Genomic DNA, 20,382 nt, shown 5'->3' on the forward strand with positions numbered 1-20,382 from the left:
GATGACAGCCTCGGGCTCGCCTGTGTCGCGGGTTTGTGCGCTTTGTTTGCGGGTCGCTACACGGCGTTACGTGGCTGCGCTTCTGGGCAGGCGCAGCACGGCGGTGGCGCCGCCGCCGGGGGTTTCCTCGAAGGTCAGGTCGCCGCCCTGGCGCCGCGCGGCATCGCGGGCGATGGACAGTCCCAGGCCGACTCCGCCGGAATTGCGGTTGCGCGAGCCTTCCAGGCGGAAGAACGGTTCGAACACCTGCTCGCGCAGCTCTGAGGGGATGCCCGGGCCGTGGTCGCGGACGCGGATTTCCACTTCGCGGGTGCCGTCGCGCAGCTCGATGCTGACATCACCGGCGTAGCGCAGGGCGTTGTCCAGCAGGTTGTTCAGGCACGAGCGCAGCGCCATCGGCTGGACCTTGAGCGGCGCGCAGAAGCCTTCCACGCCGACATCGGCGCCGCGCTCACAGGCGTCCTCGGCCAGCGAATCGGCCAGGGCCTTCACGTCGAACCACTGCAGCGGCTCGGTGGCGCGCTCCTGCTGCAGGTAGTGCAGGGTGGAATCGAGCATGCCGATCATCTCGGCCAGGTCCTGGCCGATGCGGGTGCGCAGCTGCGGGTTGTCGATTTCCTCGACGCGCAGGCGCAGCCGCGACAGCGGGGTGCGCAGGTCATGGGAGACGGCCACCAGCATGCGGCTGCGTTGCTGCACCTGTTCGCGGATACGTTCGCGCATGCGGTTGAAGGCGTGGGCGGCCTGGCGCGCTTCCCGCGGGCCGGTTTCCGGCAGCGGCGGGCTGTCCAGGTCTTCGGAGAGGCGCAGCGCGGCATCGCCCATGCGCTGCACCGGGCGGGCGAGCAGGCGGGCACCGATGCCGGCGGCGAGGATCAGCGCCAGCAGCTGGAAGGCGAACGGCGCGCTCCAGAACGGCAGCCGCGGCGGTGGAGGAGGCGGCGGGCGGAAGCCTTCGGGGCCCGGCGCGAAACCTTCCGGTGGCGGGCCGCGCTGGAAGCCCTGCTCCGGCGGCGGTGGCGGCGGCATGTCGGGCCGGTGCGGGCCGTAATGGTGGAACCAGGCGAAGGCCAGCAGGTGCGCGACCACGATGGCCAGCAGGAACACCCCGAACAGCCGGGCGAACAGGCTATCGGCGCGCTCCAGGGGTTTTTCCTTCGCGCGCTCGGGCGCGGACTCAGGCGATATCGCGGACATCGAACAGGTACCCTTCGCCGCGCACGGTCTTGATCAGCCGGGGCGAGCGCGGATCGTCGCCGAGCTTCTGCCGCAGGCGCGAGACCAGCAGGTCGATGCTGCGGTCGAAGGCCTCGATGGTGCGGCCCCGGGCCGCGTCCAGCAGCAGTTCGCGGTTGAGCACCCGCCGTGGGCGTTCGAGGAACACCCAGAGCAGGCGGAATTCAGCGTTGGACAGCGGCACCACCAGACCATCGGGCGCATGCAGTTGGCGCAGCACACTGTCCAGGCGCCACTGGTCGAAGCGCACCTGGGCGCGCGGTTCGCCGCGGGTGCCTTCCTCACTGGTGAGGCTGGTGCCGCGCACGCGCCGCAGGATGGTCTGGATGCGCGCTACCAGTTCCCGCGGCTCGAAGGGCTTGGCCATGTAGTCGTCGGCGCCCAGTTCCAGGCCGATGATGCGGTCCGCCGGTTCGCAGCGGGCGGTGAGCATGAGGATCGGGATGTCCGACTCGGCCCGCAGGTAGCGGCACAGGGACAGGCCGTCTTCGCCGGGCAGCATCAGGTCCAGTACCACCACGTCGAAGCTTTCGTTCTCCAGCGCGCGGCGCATTTCGACGCCGTCGGCGACGCCGTGGGTTTCGATGTTGAAGCGCGCGAGGTAGCCGCAGAGCAGTTCGCGGATCGGCTCGTCGTCATCCACCAGCAGGGCACGGGTAGTCCAGCGGCGTGGGTCGTCGGTAGTGGTCGGGTACATGAAGAAACCTGTCGCGGGAAAACGTGGGGCAGGATGGCCAGGGGCCGCCAGGGGCATGCGACGCGCGCATGCTAACCCGTCATCGCGTGCGCGGGCCATGGTCGGCGAGGCTGCGGTGTGCGGGTGTCGCCAGCGTGTCCGCTCTGTATCGGGCTCGATACAAATCCTTCCGATCACCGTGCCAGAGCGGTTTTTTACGCTTTCTTTATGCCGCCCGCCGGGGCCGGGAATCGCTCCTTTACGCGCCGCTTGCGGAAAATTTCCGTCAGGCGGCATCGGCCGCCCAAGCGATGGAGTCGCCCGCGTGAGGAGAAAGCAATCATGAGCGTGCTCGACGTTGTGTCACTGGTCCTGGCCACGGGACTGTTCATCTACCTGCTGGTGGCGCTGCTGCGCGCCGACCGTTCCTAGGAGACGTCATGAACAGTCATGACCTGTTGCTGATCGTCGCCTTCCTGGCGCTGGTGCTGGTGCCGGCACCGTTCCTCGGGCGCTTCTACTACAAGGTGATGGAGGGGCAGCGCACCTTCCTCAGCCCCCTGTTCCTGCCGGTGGAGCGGGCGATCTACCGTGCGTGCGGCATCCGTCCCGAAGACGAACAGGACTGGAAGAGCTACACCCTGGCCCTGCTGGCGTTCAACCTGGTGGGGCTGGTGCTGCTGTTCGCCATCCTCGTGCTGCAGGGGCTGCTGCCGCTCAACCCGCAGAACCTGCCGGGCCTGGAATGGACGCTGGCGTTCAACACCGCGGTGAGTTTCGTCACCAACACCAACTGGCAGGCCTATAGCGGCGAAGCTTCGCTGAGCTACCTGAGCCAGATGCTCGGCCTGACCGTGCAGAACTTCGTCAGCGCCGCCGTCGGCCTGGCCGTGCTGGTGGCGCTGGCCCGAGGCATCTCGCGCAAGTCGACGAACAACCTCGGCAACTTCTGGGTCGACCTGACCCGCGCCACCCTCTACGGGCTGATCCCGCTGTGCCTGCTGCTGGCGCTGCTGCTGGTCTGGCAGGGCGTGCCGCAGACCTTCCTCGACTATGCCCACGCGCTGACCGTGCAGGGCGCCGACCAGTCCATCCCGCTGGGCCCGGCGGCCAGCCAGATCGCCATCAAGCAGCTGGGCACCAACGGCGGCGGCTTCTTCGGCGTGAACTCGGCGCACCCGTTCGAGAACCCGACCATCTGGAGCAACCTGTTCGAGGTCGTGTCGATCATCCTGATCCCGGCCGCGCTGGTGTTCACCTTCGGCCACTACGTGAAGGACCTGCGCCAGAGCCGCGCCATCCTCGGTTGCATGCTGGTGCTGTTCGCCCTGGGCCTGGGCGTGACGCTGTGGGCCGAGTACCAGCCCAACCCGGCGCTCAGCGCGCTGCCGGTGGAGCAGGTCGCTCCGCTGGAGGGCAAGGAGAGCCGCTTCGGCACCACCGCCAGCGTGCTCTGGGCGGTGACCACCACGGCGGCCTCCAACGGCTCGGTGAACGCCATGCATGACAGCCTCAACCCGCTGTCGGGCATGGTCGCAATGCTCAACATGATGGTCGGCGAAGTGATCTTCGGCGGCGTGGGTGCGGGCCTCTACGGCATGTTGCTGTTCGTCCTGGTGGCGGTGTTCCTCGCCGGGCTGATGGTCGGCCGCACCCCGGAATACCTCGGCAAGAAGCTCGAGGCCCGTGAAGTGCGCCTGCTGGTGGCGACCCTGCTGGTGATGCCGGTCGGCGTACTGGTGCTGGGCGCCATCGCCGCCAGCCTGCCCGGCCCGGCCTCGGCGGTGAGCAACCCCGGCGCCCACGGCTTCAGCCAACTGCTCTACGCCTACACCTCGGGCACCGCGAACAACGGTTCGGCCTTCGGTGGCTTCGGCGCCAACACCCCGTTCCACAACCTGATGATCGCCCTGGCCATGCTGATCGGCCGCTTCGGCTACATCCTCCCGGTGCTGGCGATTGCCGGCAGCCTGGCGGCGAAGAAGGCCACCCCGGTCGGCCCCAACAGCTTCCCGACCCACGGCCTGCTGTTCGTCAGCCTGCTGACCGCCACCATCCTGCTGGTGGGCGGCCTGAACTTCCTGCCAACGCTGGTGCTGGGCCCGGTGGCCGATCACCTGACGCTTGGCTTCTGAGGAACCGCCTCCATGAATGCGAAAACCCAGGAACTGGCCCTGAACAAGGCCGTCGAAAAACGCCCGACCACCGCGCTGTCCGCCCTGTGGAAGCCGGCGCTGGTGCAGGCCTTCGTCAAGCTCGACCCGCGCCAGCTGCAACGCTCGCCGGTGATGCTGGTGGTGGCCCTGACCGCCGTGCTGACCACAGTGCTCTGCGCGGTGGGCGGCGACTCGGTGCCGACCTTCGTTGCCGTGCAGATCGCCGTGTGGCTGTGGTTCACCGTGCTCTTCGCCAACTTCGCCGAAGCCCTCGCCGAGGGCCGCGGCAAGGCCCGCGCCGACAGTCTGAAAGCCGGCACCCAGGGCCTGCAGGCGATGCGCATGGCGGTCAGCGGCAAGTTCGAGAAGGTCGCCGCCAGCAGCCTGCGCAAGGGCGACGTGGTGCGCGTCGAAGCCGGCGAGTTGATCCCCGGCGACGGCGAGGTGATCGAAGGCGTGGCGGCGGTCAACGAGGCCGCCATCACCGGCGAATCCGCGCCGGTGATCCGCGAATCCGGCGGCGACCGCTCGGCCGTGACCGGCAACACCCGGCTGGTCTCCGACGCTCTGCTGGTGAAGATCACCGCCAATCCCGGCGAGTCCACCCTCGACCGCATGATCGCCCTGGTGGAGGGCGCCAAGCGCCAGAAGACCCCCAACGAGGTGGCGCTGGACATCCTGCTGATCGGCCTGACGCTGATCTTCCTGCTGGTGGTCGTGACCCTGAAACCCTTCGCCCTGTTCGTCGGCGGCAACCTGCCGCTGGTGTTCCTGGTGGCGCTGCTGGTGACGCTGATTCCCACCACCATCGGCGGGCTGCTCTCGGCTATCGGCATCGCCGGCATGGACCGCCTGGTGCGCCTGAACGTCATCGCCAAGTCCGGCCGCGCCGTGGAAGCGGCGGGGGACGTGCACGTGCTGATGCTCGACAAGACCGGCACCATCACCTTCGGCAATCGCCGCTGCAGCGCGCTGCATACCGCTCCCGGCGTGCAGCCGCTGGAGCTGGCCGAGGGCGCGTTCCTCGCCTCGCTGGCCGATGACACGCCGGAGGGCAAGTCCATTGTCGAATTCCTCCGCGCGCAGATCATCCTGCCGGAGCCGGACCGCAACCGCGTGACCCCGGTGGCCTTCAGCGCCGAGACGCGCCTGTCGGGCATCAACATCGACGGCCACGTGTACCGCAAGGGCGCGGTGGACGCTGCGCTGGCCTTTATCGGTATGGACCGCACGCAGATGCCCGAAACCCTCGCCAAGGAGATCGAGCGCATCGCCCAGAGTGGCGGCACGCCGCTGCTGGTGGTGGCCGACGGCAAGCTGCTGGGCGCTATCCACCTGAAGGACGTGGTCAAGCCGGGCATCCGCGAGCGCTTCGCCGAGCTGCGCCGCATGGGCATCCGCACCGTGATGGTGACCGGCGACAACCCGCTGACCGCTGCCGCCATCGCCGCCGAAGCGGGCGTGGACGACGTGATCGCCGAAGCCACGCCGGAGAAGAAGCTGGCGCGCATTCGCCAGGAGCAGGGCGAGGGCCGCATGGTCGCCATGTGCGGCGACGGCGCCAACGACGCCCCTGCCCTGGCGCAGGCAGATGTCGGCATGGCCATGAACGACGGCACCCAGGCCGCCCGCGAGGCCGCCAACCTGGTGGACCTGGACAGCGACCCGACCAAGCTGCTGGACGTGGTGCAGGTGGGCAAGGAACTGCTGGTGACCCGCGGCGCGCTGACCACCTTCTCGGTGGCCAACGACGTGGCCAAGTACTTCGCCATCCTTCCTGCGCTGTTCGCCGGCATCTACCCGCAACTCGGCGTACTCAACGTGATGAAACTGGCCAGCCCGCAGAGCGCCATCCTCTCGGCCATCGTGTTCAACGCACTGATCATCGTCGCGTTGATCCCCCTGGCCCTGCGCGGCGTGCGCGTGCAGGCCAGCGACGCTTCGCAGCTGCTGCGGCGCAACCTGCTGATCTACGGCGTGGGTGGGCTGGTGGCACCGTTCGTGGGGATCAAGGTGATCGACATGATTCTGGTGGGCGTAGGCCTGGCCTAAGGCACGCGGCTTCCCCCTCACCCTAACCCTCTCCCGGAGGGAGAGGGGACCGTTCGGAGTGATCGGGAAGCACCGATCTCGCCGGATACGCCGAACAACCCCCTCTCCCTCTGGGAGAGGGCTGGGGTGAGGGCATTCCCTCGCTCCGAATCTCACAGAGGAACACGAACATGCTCAACCAACTCCGCCCTGCCATCGCCTCGCTGGTCCTGCTCAGCGCCGTCACCGGCGTTGCCTACCCGCTGGCCGTCACCGGTATTGCCCAGGTCGCCTTCCACGACCAGGCCAACGGCAGCCTGGTGCGCGACGACCAGGGCAACGTGCGCGGCTCGGCGCTGATCGCGCAGAAATTCGACGGTGCCCAGTGGTTCCACTCGCGCCCCTCCGCTGGCGACTTCGCCACCGTCTCCAGCAGCGCCAGCAACCTCGCGCCCGGCAACCCGGCGCTGGCCGAACGCATCGCCAAGGATGCCGCTGCCCAGCAGATTGGCGCGCAACCGGTGCCGCTGGCGCTGGTCACCACCTCCGGCAGCGGTCTTGACCCGCAACTGCCGCCCGCCGCCGCGCTGTACCAGGTGCCGCGCATCGCCCTGGAGCGCGGCGTACCGGCGGCGAGCCTGGAGAAACTGGTGGAAACCAACACCGAACGCCCGCTGATCGGCCCCGCCGTGGTCAACGTGCTGGCGCTGAACATGGCCCTGGCCAGCCTGCCTCGCTAGACTCCAGCGCCAGAGCCGTCCAGGCCGCTGCACGAGGGTGCCGGCCTGCTGCGGACAGCTCCCTCTCCCTCCAGGGAGAGGGCTGGGGAGAGGGGCTTGTCTCCGCCTTGGCAAAACATGAAACGAGCGCCCCGCGCGCTCCGAGGATAGCCCCATGACCGACCCCAACCGCGCCGACGCCCTGCTGGCCGACCTGCCCCCCATGGGCCGTGGCCGCCTCAAGGTATTCCTCGGCGCCGCACCGGGCGTCGGCAAGACCTACGCCATGCTGCTGGCCGCCCAGAGCCAGTTGCGCCAGGGCGTGAAGCTGCGCGTCGGCGTCGTCGAAACCCACGGCCGCGCGGAGACGGAGGCCTTGCTCGCCGGCCTGCCGCAGCAGGCGCTCAAGCGCTCCGAGTACCGCGGCATCACCCTGGAGGAAATGGACCTCGACGGCCTGCTGGGCGATCCGCCGACGCTGGCGCTGGTGGACGAGCTGGCCCACAGCAACGCCCCCGGCAGCCGCCATGCCAAACGCTGGCAGGACATCCAGGAACTGCTCTCCGCCGGCATCGACGTCTACACCACGGTCAACGTCCAGCACCTGGAAAGCCTCAACGACCAGGTGCGCGACATCACCGGCGTGCAGGTGCGCGAAACCGTGCCCGACTGGGTATTGCAGGAAGCCTACGAGCTGCTGCTGGTGGACCTGCCGCCGCGCGAGCTGCTGGAGCGCCTGCGCGAGGGCAAGGTCTACGTGCCCGAGCAGGCCCGCGCCGCCATCGACGCCTTCTTCAGCCAGACCAACCTCACCGCACTGCGCGAACTGGCCATGCAGACCGCCGCCGCGCGGGTGGACGACGATCTCGCCCATCGCTATCGCCAGCAGGGCGGCGACGCCCCCGCTGTGCGCGGAAGGTTGCTGGTGGGGGTGGATGGAGAACACAACGCCGAACGGCTGGTGCGCCATGCCAGCCGCGTCGCCGAACGCCGGCATCTGCCCTGGTCGCTGGTCCACGTCGATACCGGCGAGGCGCGCAGCGAAACGTCGCGCATGCAGTTGCAGAACGCCCAGCAACTGGCCGAGCGCCTCGGTGGCGACGTGGTCGAACTGCGCGGCGGCGAAGTCGCGCGCACCCTGGTCGAACACGCCAAGGAACGTCGCGCCACGCTGTTGCTGGTCGGCCGCTCGCGGCAACGCTGGTATCGCCGTCTGTTCGGCGGCGGCCTGGCAGCGCGCCTGCTGCGCCTGGGCGACGGGCTGGAAATCAGCGTGCTCGACAGCGAGGCCGACCTCGCACCGCCCAGGGCCCGTCCGCAATCGCCCTGGCCCTGGGGCAACTACCTGCTCGCCACGCTGGCCGCCGGCTGTGCCAGCGCCCTGGCGTGGGCAGTGGCCAGTGTGCTGGAGCTGCCGAACATCTCCCTGGTGTTCCTCGCCGCCGTACTGCTGGTGGCGGTACGCAGCAGCCTCGGCCCGGCGCTGGCTTGCGCGGTGCTGTCGTTCCTGGCCTACGACTTCCTGTTCATCCCGCCGCATTTCTCCTTCTCCATCCAGCGCGAAGAAGACGTGCTGACCTTGCTGTTCTTCCTCCTCATGGCCGGCCTCACCGGCAACCTCGCGGCCCGCCAGCGTCGGCAGTTGCAGGCGCTGCGCGAAACGCAGGAAGAGACCAGCCAGATGCTCGAACTGTCGCGCAAGCTCACCGCCGCCACCGACCGCCAGGCAGTGATGGCTGCCGCCGCGCAGCAACTGGGCGGCTGGGAGGGGCTGGATATCTGCCTGCTTGGCCGGGTCAACGGCGAGTGGAAGCTGGAGGGTGGCTTCAACCGCACGCTGGAAGACCAGGAGCGCGCCGCTGCCGACTGGGCCTGGCAGCACGATCAGCCCGCCGGCCTGGGCACCGGCACGCTGCCGGGCGGGCGCTGGTGGTGGTGGCCGCTGTCCGGCGAGGACGGTCCGCTGGCGCTGCTCGGCGTCAGCCCGCGTGATTCGCAACCCTTGTCCGGCTCGCGCCGTCGTCTGCTTGCAGCTCTGGGGCAGCCACTGGCGCAGGCATTGGCCCGTGCGCGTCTGGCCGAAGACCTCGAAGCCGCGCGTCTGCACGGCGAAACCGAACAACTGCGCAGTGCGCTGCTGGCCTCGGTCAGCCACGACCTGCGTACCCCGCTGACTTCCATGCGCGGCGCCATCGACAGCCTGCTGGCCCTCGGCGACGCCATCCCGCCGCCGGATCGCCGCGAGCTGCTGGAGAGCACTCGCGACGAGGCCGAGCGCCTGGACCGCTACATCCAGAACCTGCTGGACATGACCCGCCTCGGCCATGGCGGCCTGAAGCTGTCGCGCGACTGGGTATCGCCCGGCGACATCGTTGGCAGCGCGCTCAATCGCCTGCGCGCGGTGGTCGCCCCATATCGGGTGGAGACCAGCGTAGCGCCGGAACTGCCGCTGCTCTACGTGCATGCCGCGCTGATCGAACAGGCGCTGGTCAACGTGCTGGAAAACGCCGCGCGTTTCTCGCCGCCGCAAGGCCGCTTGCGGGTGGCGGTAGAGCAGGGCGAGGACGAGCTGCGCTTCCTGGTCAGCGACGAAGGGCCGGGTATACCGCCGGCGGAGCGCGAGAAGATCTTCGACATGTTCTACACCGCCGCGCGCGGTGATCGTGGCGGGCAAGGCACCGGGCTGGGCCTGGCGATCTGCCAGGGCATGGTCGGCGCCCACGGCGGGCGCATCACCGTCGAGGACGGCATCGACGGGCGCGGCACCACCCTCGTGCTGCACCTGCCGCTGCAGCAACAGCCGGACTTGGAGCAGCTTGATGCTGCTGTCTGAAAGGCTCAAGCTGGACGCCCCCCGCCAGCCCGGACTGCCGATGAACGCCAGCGCCGCCACCATCCTGGTCGTCGACGACGAGCCGCAGATCCGCAAGTTCCTCCGTATCAGCCTCAGTGCTGGCGGCTACAAGGTGCTCGAAGCTGGCACCGGCGAGGAAGGTTTGGCCCAGGCCGCACTGGGCCGCCCGGACCTGGTGGTGCTCGACCTAGGCCTGCCGGACAAGGACGGCCAGGACGTGTTGCGCGAACTGCGCGAGTGGTCGCAGGTGCCGGTGCTGGTGCTTTCCGTGCGTGCCAGCGAAAGCGAGAAGGTGCTGGCGCTGGACAGCGGCGCCAATGACTACGTGACCAAGCCCTTCGGCATCCAGGAATTCCTCGCGCGCATCCGCGTGCTGCTGCGCCAGGGCGCCAGTGGCGAGACGCAGGAGGCGGTGGTCGCGGTGGGGCCGCTGAGTGTGGATTTCTCCTATCGCCGCGTACTGCTCGATGGCGAGGAGGTGTCGCTGACGCGCAAGGAGTACGCGGTGCTCTCGACCCTGGCGCGGCATGTGGGCCGGGTGGTGACGCAGCAGCAACTGCTCAAGGATATCTGGGGGCCGACGCATACCGAGGACACGCACTACCTGCGGGTGGTGGTCGGTCACCTGCGGCAGAAGCTCGCGGATGATCCGGCGGTGCCGCGGTTCATCGTCACCGAGGCAGGCGTCGGTTATCGCTTGCGCGAGGGCTGACCGCCGATGCCGCCGCGGCGGATAACGCTGTCGCGTTATGCGCCCTACGAAACTGCCACGTCGGAGCGGACCTTGTCCGCGAAGTCCCTCGCGGCGAAATCTGATCCAAAAGGGAAACTCCGGAGCATCACGCTCCCTGTAGGAGCGGGCCATGCCCGCGACCCACTCCCATGGCGCGCTCCTGCAGGGGCGGCTCAACTCAATAAGGATTCTCCGCCTCATACCGATCCAGCGTATCGCTGGCGATCTGCCGGCCGAGGGCGATGAGTTCGGGGGCCTTGTAGAACTCGAAGAAGCGGCACACGCGCTTGGGCACGTTGATCAGGATATCCGGCGGGTAGCCGGCGATCTTGTACTGCGCCAGCGAGGTCTGCATCACCTCGAAGCTCTGGTTCACCAGTTCCAGCAGCGAGGCCGGGCTGCTGCTGTCGATCACGTGGCTGCCGGTGGCCGAGCGTGGCGAGCCCTTGGCCTGCGGGGCGGCGGCGGGTTGCTGCATTTCCGGTTCGGCGGGCTCTTCGGAGGCGGCTGGCACCGGATGCAGCAGGGCGTCGGCGATCAGCTCGGGTGGCGGCTCGACGTCGCCACGGCGGAAGAAGCTGAGCTTGTTCGACAGCCCGGAGATCACCGAATCGAAGCGGCCCTTTAGCGCTGGTGGGCGCTCGATCACCGGCAGCGAGTACTGGCGCTGGTTGGTGGCGTTGAGGTTGACCGCGACGATCAGGTCGGCGTGGGTGGAGACCACCGGGACGATCGGCAGCGGGTTGAGCAGGCCGCCGTCCACCAGCATGCGGGTGCCCTGCATGACCGGGGTGAACAGGCTGGGGATCGCCGCCGAGGCGCGCATGGCCTGGTGCAGGCAGCCTTCCTGGAACCAGATTTCCTGCTGGTTGGTGAGGTCGGTGGCCACCGCGGTGTAGGGGATCGGCAGCTGTTCGATGTCGATCTCGCCGAGAATTTCGTGGATCTTGCCGAATACCCGCTCACCACGGATGGCGCCGAGGCGGAAGCTGACGTCCAGCAGGCGCAGCACGTCGAGGTAGTCCAGGCTTTCCACCCAGTCGCGGTACTCGCCCAGCTTGCCGGCGGCGTAGATGCCGCCGATCACCGCGCCCATGGAGCAGCCGGCGATACACACCACCTCATAGCCGCGCCGTTCGATCTCCTCGATCACTCCGATATGCGCATAACCGCGCGCGCCGCCGGAACCGAGTACCAGCGCGATCTGTTTTGACATGGGGCAACTCCGCGTGACGAACCCTGCGACGATACGCCGTGGGCAGCGGCCGCGCCAAGCCGGGCTTTGCTAGAATCGCCGTTTGATTTCCCTGCCCGGAGCCTCCCGATGAGCGAACCGATCCGCCTGACCCAGTACAGCCACGGTGCCGGCTGTGGCTGCAAGATTTCCCCCAAGGTCCTGGAGGTCATCCTCGCGGGCAGCGGCGCGCAGAACCTCGACCCCAAGCTGTGGGTCGGCAACGCCTCGCGCGATGACGCCGCCGTCTACGAAATCGATGCCGAGCGCGGCGTGGTGTCCACCACCGATTTCTTCATGCCGATCGTCGATGATCCCTTCGACTTCGGCCGTATCGCCGCCACCAATGCCATCAGCGACATCTACGCCATGGGCGGCGACCCGCTGATGGCCATCGCCATCCTCGGCTGGCCGGTGAACGTGCTGGCGCCGGAAATCGCCCGCGAAGTGATCGCCGGTGGCCGCAAGGTCTGCGACGAAGCCGGCATCCCGCTGGCCGGTGGGCACTCCATCGATGCTCCCGAGCCGATCTTCGGCCTGGCCGTCACCGGGCTGGTGGAGAAGCGCTTCATGAAGCGCAACGACACCGCCACCGCCGGCTGCAAGCTGTACCTGACCAAGCCGCTGGGCATCGGCATCCTCACCACCGCCGAGAAGAAGGCCAAGCTGCGCGCCGAAGACGTGGGCGTCGCCCGGGATTGGATGTGCACCCTGAACAAGCCCGGCGCGCGCTTCGGCAAGCTCGACGGAGTGAAGGCGATGACCGACGTCACCGGCTTCGGCCTGTTCGGCCACCTGGTGGAAATGGCCGACGGCAGCGGCCTGACTGCCCGCGTGAGCTACGACGCCGTGCCGCGTCTGGCCAGCGTCGAGTACTACCTGGAAGCCGGTTGCGTACCCGGCGGCACCCTGCGCAACTTCGACAGCTACGGCGAACGCATCGCGCCGCTGCCCGAGCTGCACAAGCTGCTGCTGTGCGACCCGCAGACCAGCGGCGGCCTGCTGGTGGCGGTGGAGCCTGCGGGCGAGGCGCAGTTCCTCGCCACGGCGAAGGAGCTGGGCATGGACCTGGCGCCCATCGGCGAACTGGTCGGCCGACAGCGTCACGCGGTCGAGGTGATGTGATGCGCGACAACACCCGCCACTACCGCGAACTGTTCCTCGGCGATGTGAAGATGATGGACGTGCGCGCCCCGGTCGAGTTCGACAAGGGCGCGTTCCCCAATGTGATCAACCTGCCGCTGATGAACGACAGCGAGCGGCAGAAGGTCGGCACCTGCTACAAGCAGAATGGCCAGCAGGCGGCCATCGCGCTGGGCCACGAGCTGGTCATGGGCAAGCTCAAGGCCGCGCGCATCGAGGCCTGGGCGAATTTCGCCAGGGCCAACCCCGAGGGCTATCTGTACTGCTTCCGCGGCGGGCTGCGTTCGCAGATCACCCAGCAGTGGCTGAAGACCGAAGCCGGCATCGAATACCCGCGCGTGGTCGGCGGCTACAAGGCGATGCGCGGTTTCCTCTTCGACACCACCCGCGCCGCCGTCGAGGAGTGCCAGTTCGTGCTGGTGGGCGGCCTGACCGGCACCGGCAAGACCGAGGTCATCGCCCAGCTGGCCAACAGCCTGGACCTCGAAGGCCACGCCAACCACCGCGGTTCCGCCTTCGGCCGCCGCGCCACGCCGCAGCCGGCGCAGATCGATTTCGAGAACCGCCTGGCCATCGACATCCTGAAGAAGCGCCACGCCGGCACGGAGCAGTTCGTGCTGGAGGACGAGGGGCGCATCGTCGGCAGCTGCTCGGTGCCGCTGGAGCTGTACCAGGGCATGCAGCACTACCCGCTGGTGTGGCTGGAAGACAGCTTCGAGCAGCGCGTGGAGCGCATCCTCAAGGACTACGTGGTGAACCTGTGCGCCGACCATGTGCAGGTAGTGGGCGAGGAGGGCGGCTTCGAGTCCTTCGCCGCCTACCTGCGCAAGAGCCTGTCGGGCATCGTCAAGCGCCTGGGCGGCGAACGCTACCAGCGCCTGGCGGCGATCATGGATGAGGCCCTGGAAGAGCAGAAGCGCAGCGGCGCGGTGGACCTGCACCGGGGCTGGATCGAAGGGCTGCTGGGCGAATACTACGACCCGATGTACGCCTTCCAGCGTGAGAGCAAGGGCGAGCGCGTGGAGTTCCGCGGCACCCAGGACGAGGTGGTGGAGTACCTGCGCTTCCGCGCGGAGCGCTGATCCCGGCGTTCCCCTACAGGTGCGGGCCATACCGGCCCGCACCGGCATCACGACGGAGCACCAACGTAGGATGGGTGGAGCTTGCGATACCCATGCTGCTGTCGGTGCATGAGAGCGATGGGTATCGCTTCGCTCCACGCCATCCTACGACTAGCTTTCAGTTTCGTAGGGCGCATATCGCGCCAGCGTTATCCGCCGTTATGCCATCGGCGGATAACCCGTTCCGGGTTATGCGCCCTACACGCTGCAGCGGACCAACAGGTGCTCACACGCTCTTGCCGTCGTACTCCTTCACCGTCAGCCCCGCCAGGTCCACCCCCGGCAGGCAGCGCACGTTGATCGCCGCCATCGGCGTGCCGTCCGGCATTGCGCCGTAGGCCAGCGGCGCGCAGCCGCAGGTGGGGCAGAAGCGGTGTTCGATGCGATGGGTGTTGAACGTATAGGTGCTCATCGCACTCTCAGGAGTCGTCAGCTTCAGCTTGCCGCGCGGCACGAACCACAGCAGCGAGCCCTTGCGCCGGCAGATCGAGCAGTTGCATGACACGACTTCACCGACATCCCCTTCCACTTCGAACGCGATCTGCCCGCAATGGCAGCTGCCCTGGTGCACCATGATCCTTCTCCTTGTCGGGATACCCCGTGGGCAAACAGTGTAGTAGTCGCTTGAATGCCATCCGTCCGGTGGCATACTGCGGCGCCGTCCGGCAGGCCCCTGCGCCGCGTTCTAAGCTGGATTCACCCCCGAATACTTCCAGGAGTTTCGTCATGCCGCGCATTCCCCTGATCATCGCCCTGCTGCTCGCCGTTGCCGGCTGCTCGGGCAAGACCGTCAACCGCGACAGCTGCGCCAACGAGCTGAATGCCGCCTGGCACGAACTGGACCTGGCCAAGGCCGAAGGTTTCGCCGGCACCGTCAGTTACTCCAAGGCCGTCGGGCTGCTGACCGCCGCCAAGACCCAGCAGCAGGTCGAGGCCTATGACGGTTGCGCCGACAAGGCCAGCCGCGCGCGCTTCTACATCAAGGAATCCCGCGCCGGCCGCTGAGCCGCGTATCGCCGGGCCGCCTGAAGCGGCCCGCGCCTTCCCTACCGCATCGCCCGGATTTCGACATGCAACTCGACTTCACCCAACTGTCCAAGGTCGAGGCCTACCGCTGGCTGGCCTCCACTGTCACGCCACGCCCGATCGCCTGGGTTAGCACCTTGTCCAGGGACGGCCAGAGCAACCTCGCGCCGTTCAGTTTCTTCCAGGTCATCAGCGATTCGCCGCCGACCCTGCTGGTCAACACCAGCGTGCGCGAGGATGGCAGCGTCAAGGACACCCTGCGCAACGTGCGCGAGACCGGCGAGATGGTGATCCACCTGGTCAGCGCCGACCAGGCCGAGAACATGAACGCCACCGCCGCCTGGCTGCCCCACGGCGTCAGCGAGATCGAACACACCGGCATCGCCACCGTGCCCAGCGAGCGCGTGGCACCGCCGCGCGTTGTCGGCGCACCGGTGGCCTTCGAATGCCAGTTGGCGGAAATCATGCCGTACCCGGCAGAAAACCCCTCCAGCATGCTGATCTTCGCCCGCGTGCTGCTGGCGCATATCGATGAGTCGGTGATGCAGGACGAGCGCCACGTCGACCCGGCGAAGCTGGACCTGGTCGGTCGCCTGGGCGGCACCCAGTACAGCTACACCCGCGACACCTTCAGCATGATCCGTCCGAAGTAGGACTCCGCGCCTGGCGCGGCGGCGTCAGGCGAACTCCAGTTCCAGCCCGAGCTGCCAGTGGATGCCACCCATCCGCGCCACGTCCAGCCGTTCGCCAAGGGCGAAGAGTTCGGAGAGCAGTTCGTCACGGCGGGTAAAGTCCAGCGTGCTGCCGTGGATCAGGCTGACGATGCCGTGCACCAGGCGCCAGCCGGCCTGGGCATCGAACCAGCAGTCCAGCCATTCGCCCTTGGCCTCGTCATACGCCTGCGGGCAGACAAAGTGACGGATCGGCAGCTGTCCGCGAGTCAGTAGCAACGGGTCGAGGCGGCGCTGCTGGCGGTACAGCTCCGGCAGAAAGAGTTCTTGGGCGAATCCCGCCAGCGGGCGCTGCAGGACCAGTTGGTAGTAGGCGTTCATCCGAGCACCTGGAGTGAAAAGTCAGGTGTCGGAATCTGAACGGTCAGGCTGGCAGGTCGCTGTCGGCGATTTCCGCATCCGGGTCAGGAAAGTCCTGTTCAGTGTTCTGGATACGACCTCCACGTATCTCTGTGCAGCATCACCGTGCCATCACCGTCGTACCCTCTATCCAGTCGGTGGGCGGCGCTCCTAATGTTCCGCGCAAAAGCAGCGATAACGATCAGGAGACCTTCGGGATTTCCTGCAACGCCATTGCGGATGGGGGGGAGAAGCCATGGTTGCCTTCGTGCAGCGTCGTCTGGCCGACATGGGAACGGCGAAGAAACTGGCCATCGGATTCGGCCTGGTGCTGTTGCTGACGGCCGTGGTGGCGGTGATCGGCGTGACCTCGCTGCGGGCGATTTCCCAGCGCTTCGATCTGCTCGGCGACATGTCGACCATCAACCGCGAGTTGCTGGAGATGCGCCAGAGCGAGAAGGACTTCGTGATCGACGCCAGCGATGCCTCGGCCAAGCGCCTGCGCGAACACGCCGGCAACCTCGGCGAAGCGGTGGCGCGTCTCAAGACCCGGCCGGATCAGGCTGCGGCCATGGCCCGCGTGGAGCAGGGCATTGCCGACTACCTGGCCGCCTTCGCCAGCTTCGAGAAATCCAGCAAGAGCCGGCGCCTGTCGCTGGACGCCGCCACCTGGTCGGTGAACGGCGCGTCCAACAGCCTGGACATCCTGCAATCCAGCCTGGCCGATGACGGCGCCTACGAACTCAAGGACTCCCAGGGCCAGAAGGGCGAGGAACTGCTGCAGCAGGCCGCCCAGGTCAGCCAGCTCTATCGCCTGGTGCTGCAGGGGCTGAACGAGGCCCGCTCGCGCATGGAAGCGGGCAGTGACGAGAAGGCCGAGAGCGGTCGCATCAAGTCCGCCGCCGAGGCGCTGGAGCTGTCCGCCAAGCTGCAGGAAGCGATTACCGATCCGACCTACGTCTCGGTGCTCAAGGACGTCATCACCAACATCAACGCCTTCGTCGAGAAGCTCGACGAATACACCGCCAGCCTCGAGCAGGAAAAACAGGTCCACGCGCAGATGAACGACCGAGCGGCGCTGGTCATGCAGCAGGTCGACGATGCCTACGCTGCCCAGCGTGCGGCGATGCAGAGCCAGTTGCGGACCAATACGCTGCTGATCGTCGCTTCGGCGGCGCTGGCGCTGCTGGTCGGCGCGCTGGCGTCGATGCTGATCACCTGGATGATCGTGCGACCGCTGCGCCAGGTGATCGGCATGGCTCGACGCATCGCCGAGGGTGACCTGAGCGTGAGCATCGAGGTGCGGCGCAAGGATGAGGTCGGCCAACTGATGGGCGCAGTCGGCAGCATGGCCGACAGCCTGCGCGGCATCGTCAGCCGGCTGAGCGATGGCGTGGGGCAGATCACCGCTTCGGCGCAGGCACTGTCCAGCGTCACCGAGCGCACCCAGCACGGAGTGAACAGCCAGAAGGCCGAGACCGATCAGGTTGCTACGGCGATGAACCAGATGGCGGCCACCGTCCATGACGTGGCGCGCAATGCAGAAGAGGCCGCCAGCTCCGCCGAACAGGCCGACGGCAAAGTGGCCAGCGGGCAGGACGTGGTGCGCCAGACGCTGGGTCGCATCGAACAATTGGCCGATGCGGTGCGCGCGGCCACGCAGAGCATCGAGCAGCTTGGCCGCGAGAGCCAGAGCATCGGCAGCGTGCTGGACGTGATCAAGAACGTCGCCGAGCAGACCAACCTGCTGGCACTCAACGCCGCCATCGAGGCTGCGCGGGCGGGCGAGCAGGGCAGGGGCTTTGCCGTGGTGGCGGATGAGGTGCGGGCGCTGGCGCGGCGTACCCAGCAGTCCACCGCGGAGATCGAGACGCTGATTGCCGCCCTGCAGAACGGCGCGAATACATCGGTGCAACGTATGCAGCGCAGTCACGCGCTGGTGGAAATGACCGTCGGCGACGCGGTACAGACCGAGGCCGCGCTGGGCACCATCGCCTCGGCGGTGGCGGTGATCCACCAGATGAACCAGCAGATCGCCGCCGCTTCCGAGCAACAGAGCGCGGTGGCCGAGGAGATCAGCCGCAGCGTCAGCAGCATCCGTGGCATCGCCGACGAATCGGCGCAGGCCATGGAGTCCACCGCGTCTTCCAGCGTCGAGCTGGCGCAGCTCAGCCGCGAGCTACAGGGGCTGGTCGGGCAGTTCCGTCTCTGAAGCCGGCGCGACTCGTTCGGCCGCCTGCTCACGCTTGTGTTGCTGATGCACGCGCCGGTAAGCGTTGACGCCGGCCCGCACCGAGCTGAATACCAGCGGCGGTTTCACCTCGCCCAGGGCGCCGGAGCGCTTGAGCATCGCCAGGGCTTCGCCGGTCACCCGCGCCAGGGACAGGTGCACGCCCTGGGCGTCGAGGGTTTGCTGAACCTCGCGCAAGGTGGTCAGGCCGCTGATATCCAGGTTGAGGATGCCCTCGGCATTGAGCAGCACCGCGCGGGCGCTGGGCGCCTCGGCCACTACTTCCAGCAGGCGCTGTTTGAAGTAGTCGGCATTGAAGAACAGGATCGGCGCGTCGAAGCGGTAGATCACCAGTCCAGGCAGGGTGTGGGCGTTGGGGTACTGCTCCAGCTCCACCTGGCCGTCGATACCGTGCACCCAGCCCATCACCGCGTCGTGCGGGCGATAGGTGAGGTAGAGCAGGCGCAGCAGGGCGAGCATGATGGCGACGAAGATGCCCGGCAGGACGCCGACGCTGAGCACACCGGCCGTGGTCAGCACGCACAGGCCGAACTCGAACCGGCTCAGTGCCCAGAAGCCGCGCAGCGCACGGAAGTCGATCAGCCCCCAGCCGGCCATCAGCAGCACCGCGCCCAGCGCCGGCATCGGTACCCAGCCCAGCGGCTTGCTGAACAGCAGCAGGACCAGGCCGATGACCAGCGCGGCCACCACGCCGACCAGCTGGCTCTTGCCGCCGACCATGTCGTTCACCGCGGTGCGCGAGTCCGCGCCGCTGATGACGAAGCCCTGGGAAATCCCCGCGCCGATGTTGGCCATGCCCAGTGCCATGAACTCGTGGTTGGCATCGATGGCGTAGCCGTGGCGGGCGGCGAAGCTGCGTGCGGTCAGCATGGCGCTGCAGAAGCTGACGATGGTGATGCCCATGGCATCGCGGAACAGGCTGCCCAGTTCTTCGTAGCTGGTCTTCGGCCAGCTCAATTGCGGGAGGCCTTGCGGCACTTCACCCAGCAGCTTGATGCCGTACTGGTCGAGGCCGAATACGGCGGCGATGACCGAGGCGAACAGCACGCCCACCAGTGCGCCGGGAATCTTCGGGTAGCGACGCGGCAACAGGATCATCAGCGCCAGCGTGCCGACCCCCAGCGCCAGAGTCGGGAAATGCGTATCGGCGAGGTTGCGCACCAGGGCGATCAGGCCGCGGACAAAGCCGCTGGTCTCGCTGTGGTAGCCGAGGATCTTGCCGAGTTGGCCGGCGATCAGGCTCAGGCCGATGCCGTTCAGGTAGCCCACCAGCGTGGGCCGCGAGAGGAAACTGGCAACGAAGCCGGCGCGGGCGAACCCGGCGGCGATGGACATGGCGCCCACCAGCACCGCGACGATCATCGACAGTTGCAGCAGGCGCTCCGGGTTGCCGGCGGCCAGTGGCGTGATAGCGGCCGCGACCATCGCGGCGGTGGCGGCATCCGGGCCGACCATCAGTTGCCGCGAGCTGCCGACGATGGCGTAGATCAGCATCGGCAGGATGCAGGCGTAGAGCCCGACCTGCGGCGGGAAGCCGATGATCTGCGAATAGGCGATGGCGGTGGGAATCTGCACCGCGGCCACCGACAGGCCGGCCTGCACATCGCGCGGTAGCCAGTCGAAACGATAGTGCAGCAGGCTGTCCAGGCCGGGCAGCCAACGGGCGAGGGACATTCGGGGGGATCTTCCTTGGAATCGACCAGGGGAAATCCTAGCTGGAAAGGCTCAACAGAGCTTGTCGGAAATCATCGAGATAGAGCGAGGAATGCAGAACTCCGGGAGCGGGCCATGTCCGCGAACACCCGCCCCCTGTGATTCTGGCGCAGCGCCTTTTCCCTCACCCCAGCCCTCTCCCAGGGGGAGAGGGAGCCGATTGTGCCGGCTGATGCCAGGGCTTCAACCTGCACCGAACGGTTCCCTCTCCCGCTTGCGGGAGAGGGTTAGGGGCTTTTGCTCCTGTAGGAGCAATTGTCTTTTTCCGGAAAACCTGGGCCTGCGATTTCCCTCACCCCAGCCCTCTCCCACGGGGGAGAAGGAGCCGACTGTGCCGGCTGACGCTGTAGTTTCATCCTGCGCCGAACGGTCCCCTCTCCCTCTGAGCGGGGCGCGCAGCCAGGGTTAGGGTGAGGGCC

The 20,382-nt window shown here is 67.7% G+C and carries 17 protein-coding genes; 11 read left to right on the top strand and 6 right to left on the bottom strand.

Going from position 1 to position 20,382, the window contains the following annotated elements:
* Positions 1–66: 66 nt before the first annotated feature.
* Both IB261_RS09925 and IB261_RS09930 read right to left on the bottom strand, forming a co-directional pair.
* Positions 67–1,197, bottom strand: a complete 1,131-nt coding sequence (locus IB261_RS09925; protein ID WP_192383228.1) for a sensor histidine kinase — start codon at positions 1,195–1,197, stop codon at positions 67–69.
* Positions 1,178–1,933, bottom strand: coding sequence for a response regulator (locus tag IB261_RS09930; protein ID WP_138216433.1), 756 nt, complete (start codon positions 1,931–1,933; stop codon positions 1,178–1,180). Before IB261_RS09930 ends, IB261_RS09925 begins: the two co-directional genes overlap by 20 nt.
* Before the next feature lie 321 nt (positions 1,934–2,254).
* Between IB261_RS09930 and kdpF the strand changes: the two genes are divergently transcribed.
* From kdpF to IB261_RS09960, 6 genes are all read left to right on the top strand, one after another.
* Positions 2,255–2,344 carry a K(+)-transporting ATPase subunit F gene (gene kdpF, locus IB261_RS09935; RefSeq protein ID WP_192383227.1) on the top strand — a complete coding sequence of 30 codons (90 nt, stop codon included), beginning with the start codon at positions 2,255–2,257 and terminating at the stop codon, positions 2,342–2,344.
* 8 nt (positions 2,345–2,352) lie between these two features.
* On the top strand, positions 2,353–4,047 hold the full coding sequence (kdpA, locus tag IB261_RS09940; protein ID WP_192383226.1) for a potassium-transporting ATPase subunit KdpA: 1,695 nt from the start codon (positions 2,353–2,355) through the stop codon (positions 4,045–4,047).
* Between the two features lie 12 nt (positions 4,048–4,059).
* On the top strand, positions 4,060–6,120 hold the full coding sequence (gene kdpB, locus IB261_RS09945; RefSeq protein ID WP_192383225.1) for a potassium-transporting ATPase subunit KdpB: 2,061 nt from the start codon (positions 4,060–4,062) through the stop codon (positions 6,118–6,120).
* A gap of 170 nt (positions 6,121–6,290) precedes the next feature.
* The gene (gene kdpC / locus IB261_RS09950; RefSeq protein ID WP_192383224.1) at positions 6,291–6,839 is read left to right on the top strand and encodes a potassium-transporting ATPase subunit KdpC; all 549 of its coding nucleotides are present in this window, start codon (positions 6,291–6,293) and stop codon (positions 6,837–6,839) included.
* Between the two features lie 154 nt (positions 6,840–6,993).
* Complete coding sequence (locus IB261_RS09955) at positions 6,994–9,651, top strand: DUF4118 domain-containing protein (RefSeq protein WP_192383223.1); 2,658 nt, start codon at positions 6,994–6,996, stop codon at positions 9,649–9,651.
* Positions 9,652–9,691: 40 nt separating this feature from the next.
* Positions 9,692–10,384, top strand: a complete 693-nt coding sequence (locus IB261_RS09960) for a response regulator (RefSeq protein WP_151189646.1) — start codon at positions 9,692–9,694, stop codon at positions 10,382–10,384.
* Positions 10,385–10,583: 199 nt separating this feature from the next.
* Here IB261_RS09960 and IB261_RS09965 read toward each other — a convergent pair whose 3' ends face one another.
* A complete protein-coding gene (locus IB261_RS09965; RefSeq protein ID WP_138525199.1) occupies positions 10,584–11,621 on the bottom strand; it encodes a patatin-like phospholipase family protein in 1,038 nt (345 codons plus the stop codon).
* Between the two features lie 108 nt (positions 11,622–11,729).
* On the opposite strand from IB261_RS09965, the gene selD reads away from it, so the two are divergent.
* The gene (gene selD / locus IB261_RS09970) at positions 11,730–12,764 is read left to right on the top strand and encodes a selenide, water dikinase SelD (RefSeq protein ID WP_192383221.1); all 1,035 of its coding nucleotides are present in this window, start codon (positions 11,730–11,732) and stop codon (positions 12,762–12,764) included.
* Positions 12,764–13,864 carry a tRNA 2-selenouridine(34) synthase MnmH gene (gene mnmH / locus IB261_RS09975; RefSeq protein WP_151186509.1) on the top strand — a complete coding sequence of 367 codons (1,101 nt, stop codon included), beginning with the start codon at positions 12,764–12,766 and terminating at the stop codon, positions 13,862–13,864. The genes selD and mnmH overlap by 1 nt, the downstream gene beginning before the upstream one ends.
* Before the next feature lie 265 nt (positions 13,865–14,129).
* On the opposite strand, the gene IB261_RS09980 is transcribed toward mnmH, so the two are convergent.
* Complete coding sequence (locus tag IB261_RS09980; RefSeq protein ID WP_081520654.1) at positions 14,130–14,477, bottom strand: GFA family protein; 348 nt, start codon at positions 14,475–14,477, stop codon at positions 14,130–14,132.
* 152 nt (positions 14,478–14,629) lie between these two features.
* On the opposite strand from IB261_RS09980, the gene IB261_RS09985 reads away from it, so the two are divergent.
* Together IB261_RS09985 and IB261_RS09990 are read left to right on the top strand one after the other, a co-directional pair.
* Positions 14,630–14,908: a hypothetical protein gene (locus tag IB261_RS09985; protein WP_081520653.1), complete on the top strand. Its 279-nt coding sequence runs from the start codon at positions 14,630–14,632 to the stop codon at positions 14,906–14,908.
* Positions 14,909–14,973: 65 nt separating this feature from the next.
* The gene (locus IB261_RS09990; RefSeq protein ID WP_192383219.1) at positions 14,974–15,582 is read left to right on the top strand and encodes a flavin reductase family protein; all 609 of its coding nucleotides are present in this window, start codon (positions 14,974–14,976) and stop codon (positions 15,580–15,582) included.
* A 24-nt stretch (positions 15,583–15,606) separates the two neighbouring features.
* On the opposite strand, the gene IB261_RS09995 is transcribed toward IB261_RS09990, so the two are convergent.
* Positions 15,607–15,981: a hypothetical protein gene (locus tag IB261_RS09995; RefSeq protein ID WP_081520651.1), complete on the bottom strand. Its 375-nt coding sequence runs from the start codon at positions 15,979–15,981 to the stop codon at positions 15,607–15,609.
* Between the two features lie 274 nt (positions 15,982–16,255).
* Between IB261_RS09995 and IB261_RS10000 the strand changes: the two genes are divergently transcribed.
* Positions 16,256–18,211, top strand: coding sequence for a methyl-accepting chemotaxis protein (locus tag IB261_RS10000; RefSeq protein WP_192383217.1), 1,956 nt, complete (start codon positions 16,256–16,258; stop codon positions 18,209–18,211).
* Here the strand turns inward: IB261_RS10000 and IB261_RS10005 are convergent.
* Positions 18,179–19,924: a SulP family inorganic anion transporter gene (locus tag IB261_RS10005; RefSeq protein WP_081520649.1), complete on the bottom strand. Its 1,746-nt coding sequence runs from the start codon at positions 19,922–19,924 to the stop codon at positions 18,179–18,181. The two genes, IB261_RS10000 and IB261_RS10005, sit on opposite strands and share 33 nt — an antisense overlap.
* Between the last annotated feature and the right edge of the window lie 458 nt (positions 19,925–20,382).

Source organism: Pseudomonas sp. PDM20, assembly GCF_014852575.3.
Taxonomy (GTDB): domain Bacteria; phylum Pseudomonadota; class Gammaproteobacteria; order Pseudomonadales; family Pseudomonadaceae; genus Pseudomonas.

Bases quoted from the DNA above. Each gene is read 5' to 3' on its own strand.
- IB261_RS09925 (WP_192383228.1), bottom strand. From the start codon at position 1,197: ATGTCCGCGATATCGCCTGAGTCCGCGCCCGAGCGCGCGAAGGAAAAA.
- IB261_RS09930 (WP_138216433.1), bottom strand. From the start codon at position 1,933: ATGTACCCGACCACTACCGACGACCCACGCCGCTGGACTACCCGTGCC.
- kdpF (WP_192383227.1), top strand. From the start codon at position 2,255: ATGAGCGTGCTCGACGTTGTGTCACTGGTCCTGGCCACGGGACTGTTC.
- kdpA (WP_192383226.1), top strand. From the start codon at position 2,353: ATGAACAGTCATGACCTGTTGCTGATCGTCGCCTTCCTGGCGCTGGTG.
- kdpB (WP_192383225.1), top strand. From the start codon at position 4,060: ATGAATGCGAAAACCCAGGAACTGGCCCTGAACAAGGCCGTCGAAAAA.
- kdpC (WP_192383224.1), top strand. From the start codon at position 6,291: ATGCTCAACCAACTCCGCCCTGCCATCGCCTCGCTGGTCCTGCTCAGC.
- IB261_RS09955 (WP_192383223.1), top strand. From the start codon at position 6,994: ATGACCGACCCCAACCGCGCCGACGCCCTGCTGGCCGACCTGCCCCCC.
- IB261_RS09960 (WP_151189646.1), top strand. From the start codon at position 9,692: ATGAACGCCAGCGCCGCCACCATCCTGGTCGTCGACGACGAGCCGCAG.
- IB261_RS09965 (WP_138525199.1), bottom strand. From the start codon at position 11,621: ATGTCAAAACAGATCGCGCTGGTACTCGGTTCCGGCGGCGCGCGCGGT.
- selD (WP_192383221.1), top strand. From the start codon at position 11,730: ATGAGCGAACCGATCCGCCTGACCCAGTACAGCCACGGTGCCGGCTGT.
- mnmH (WP_151186509.1), top strand. From the start codon at position 12,764: ATGCGCGACAACACCCGCCACTACCGCGAACTGTTCCTCGGCGATGTG.
- IB261_RS09980 (WP_081520654.1), bottom strand. From the start codon at position 14,477: ATGGTGCACCAGGGCAGCTGCCATTGCGGGCAGATCGCGTTCGAAGTG.
- IB261_RS09985 (WP_081520653.1), top strand. From the start codon at position 14,630: ATGCCGCGCATTCCCCTGATCATCGCCCTGCTGCTCGCCGTTGCCGGC.
- IB261_RS09990 (WP_192383219.1), top strand. From the start codon at position 14,974: ATGCAACTCGACTTCACCCAACTGTCCAAGGTCGAGGCCTACCGCTGG.
- IB261_RS09995 (WP_081520651.1), bottom strand. From the start codon at position 15,981: ATGAACGCCTACTACCAACTGGTCCTGCAGCGCCCGCTGGCGGGATTC.
- IB261_RS10000 (WP_192383217.1), top strand. From the start codon at position 16,256: ATGGTTGCCTTCGTGCAGCGTCGTCTGGCCGACATGGGAACGGCGAAG.
- IB261_RS10005 (WP_081520649.1), bottom strand. From the start codon at position 19,924: ATGTCCCTCGCCCGTTGGCTGCCCGGCCTGGACAGCCTGCTGCACTAT.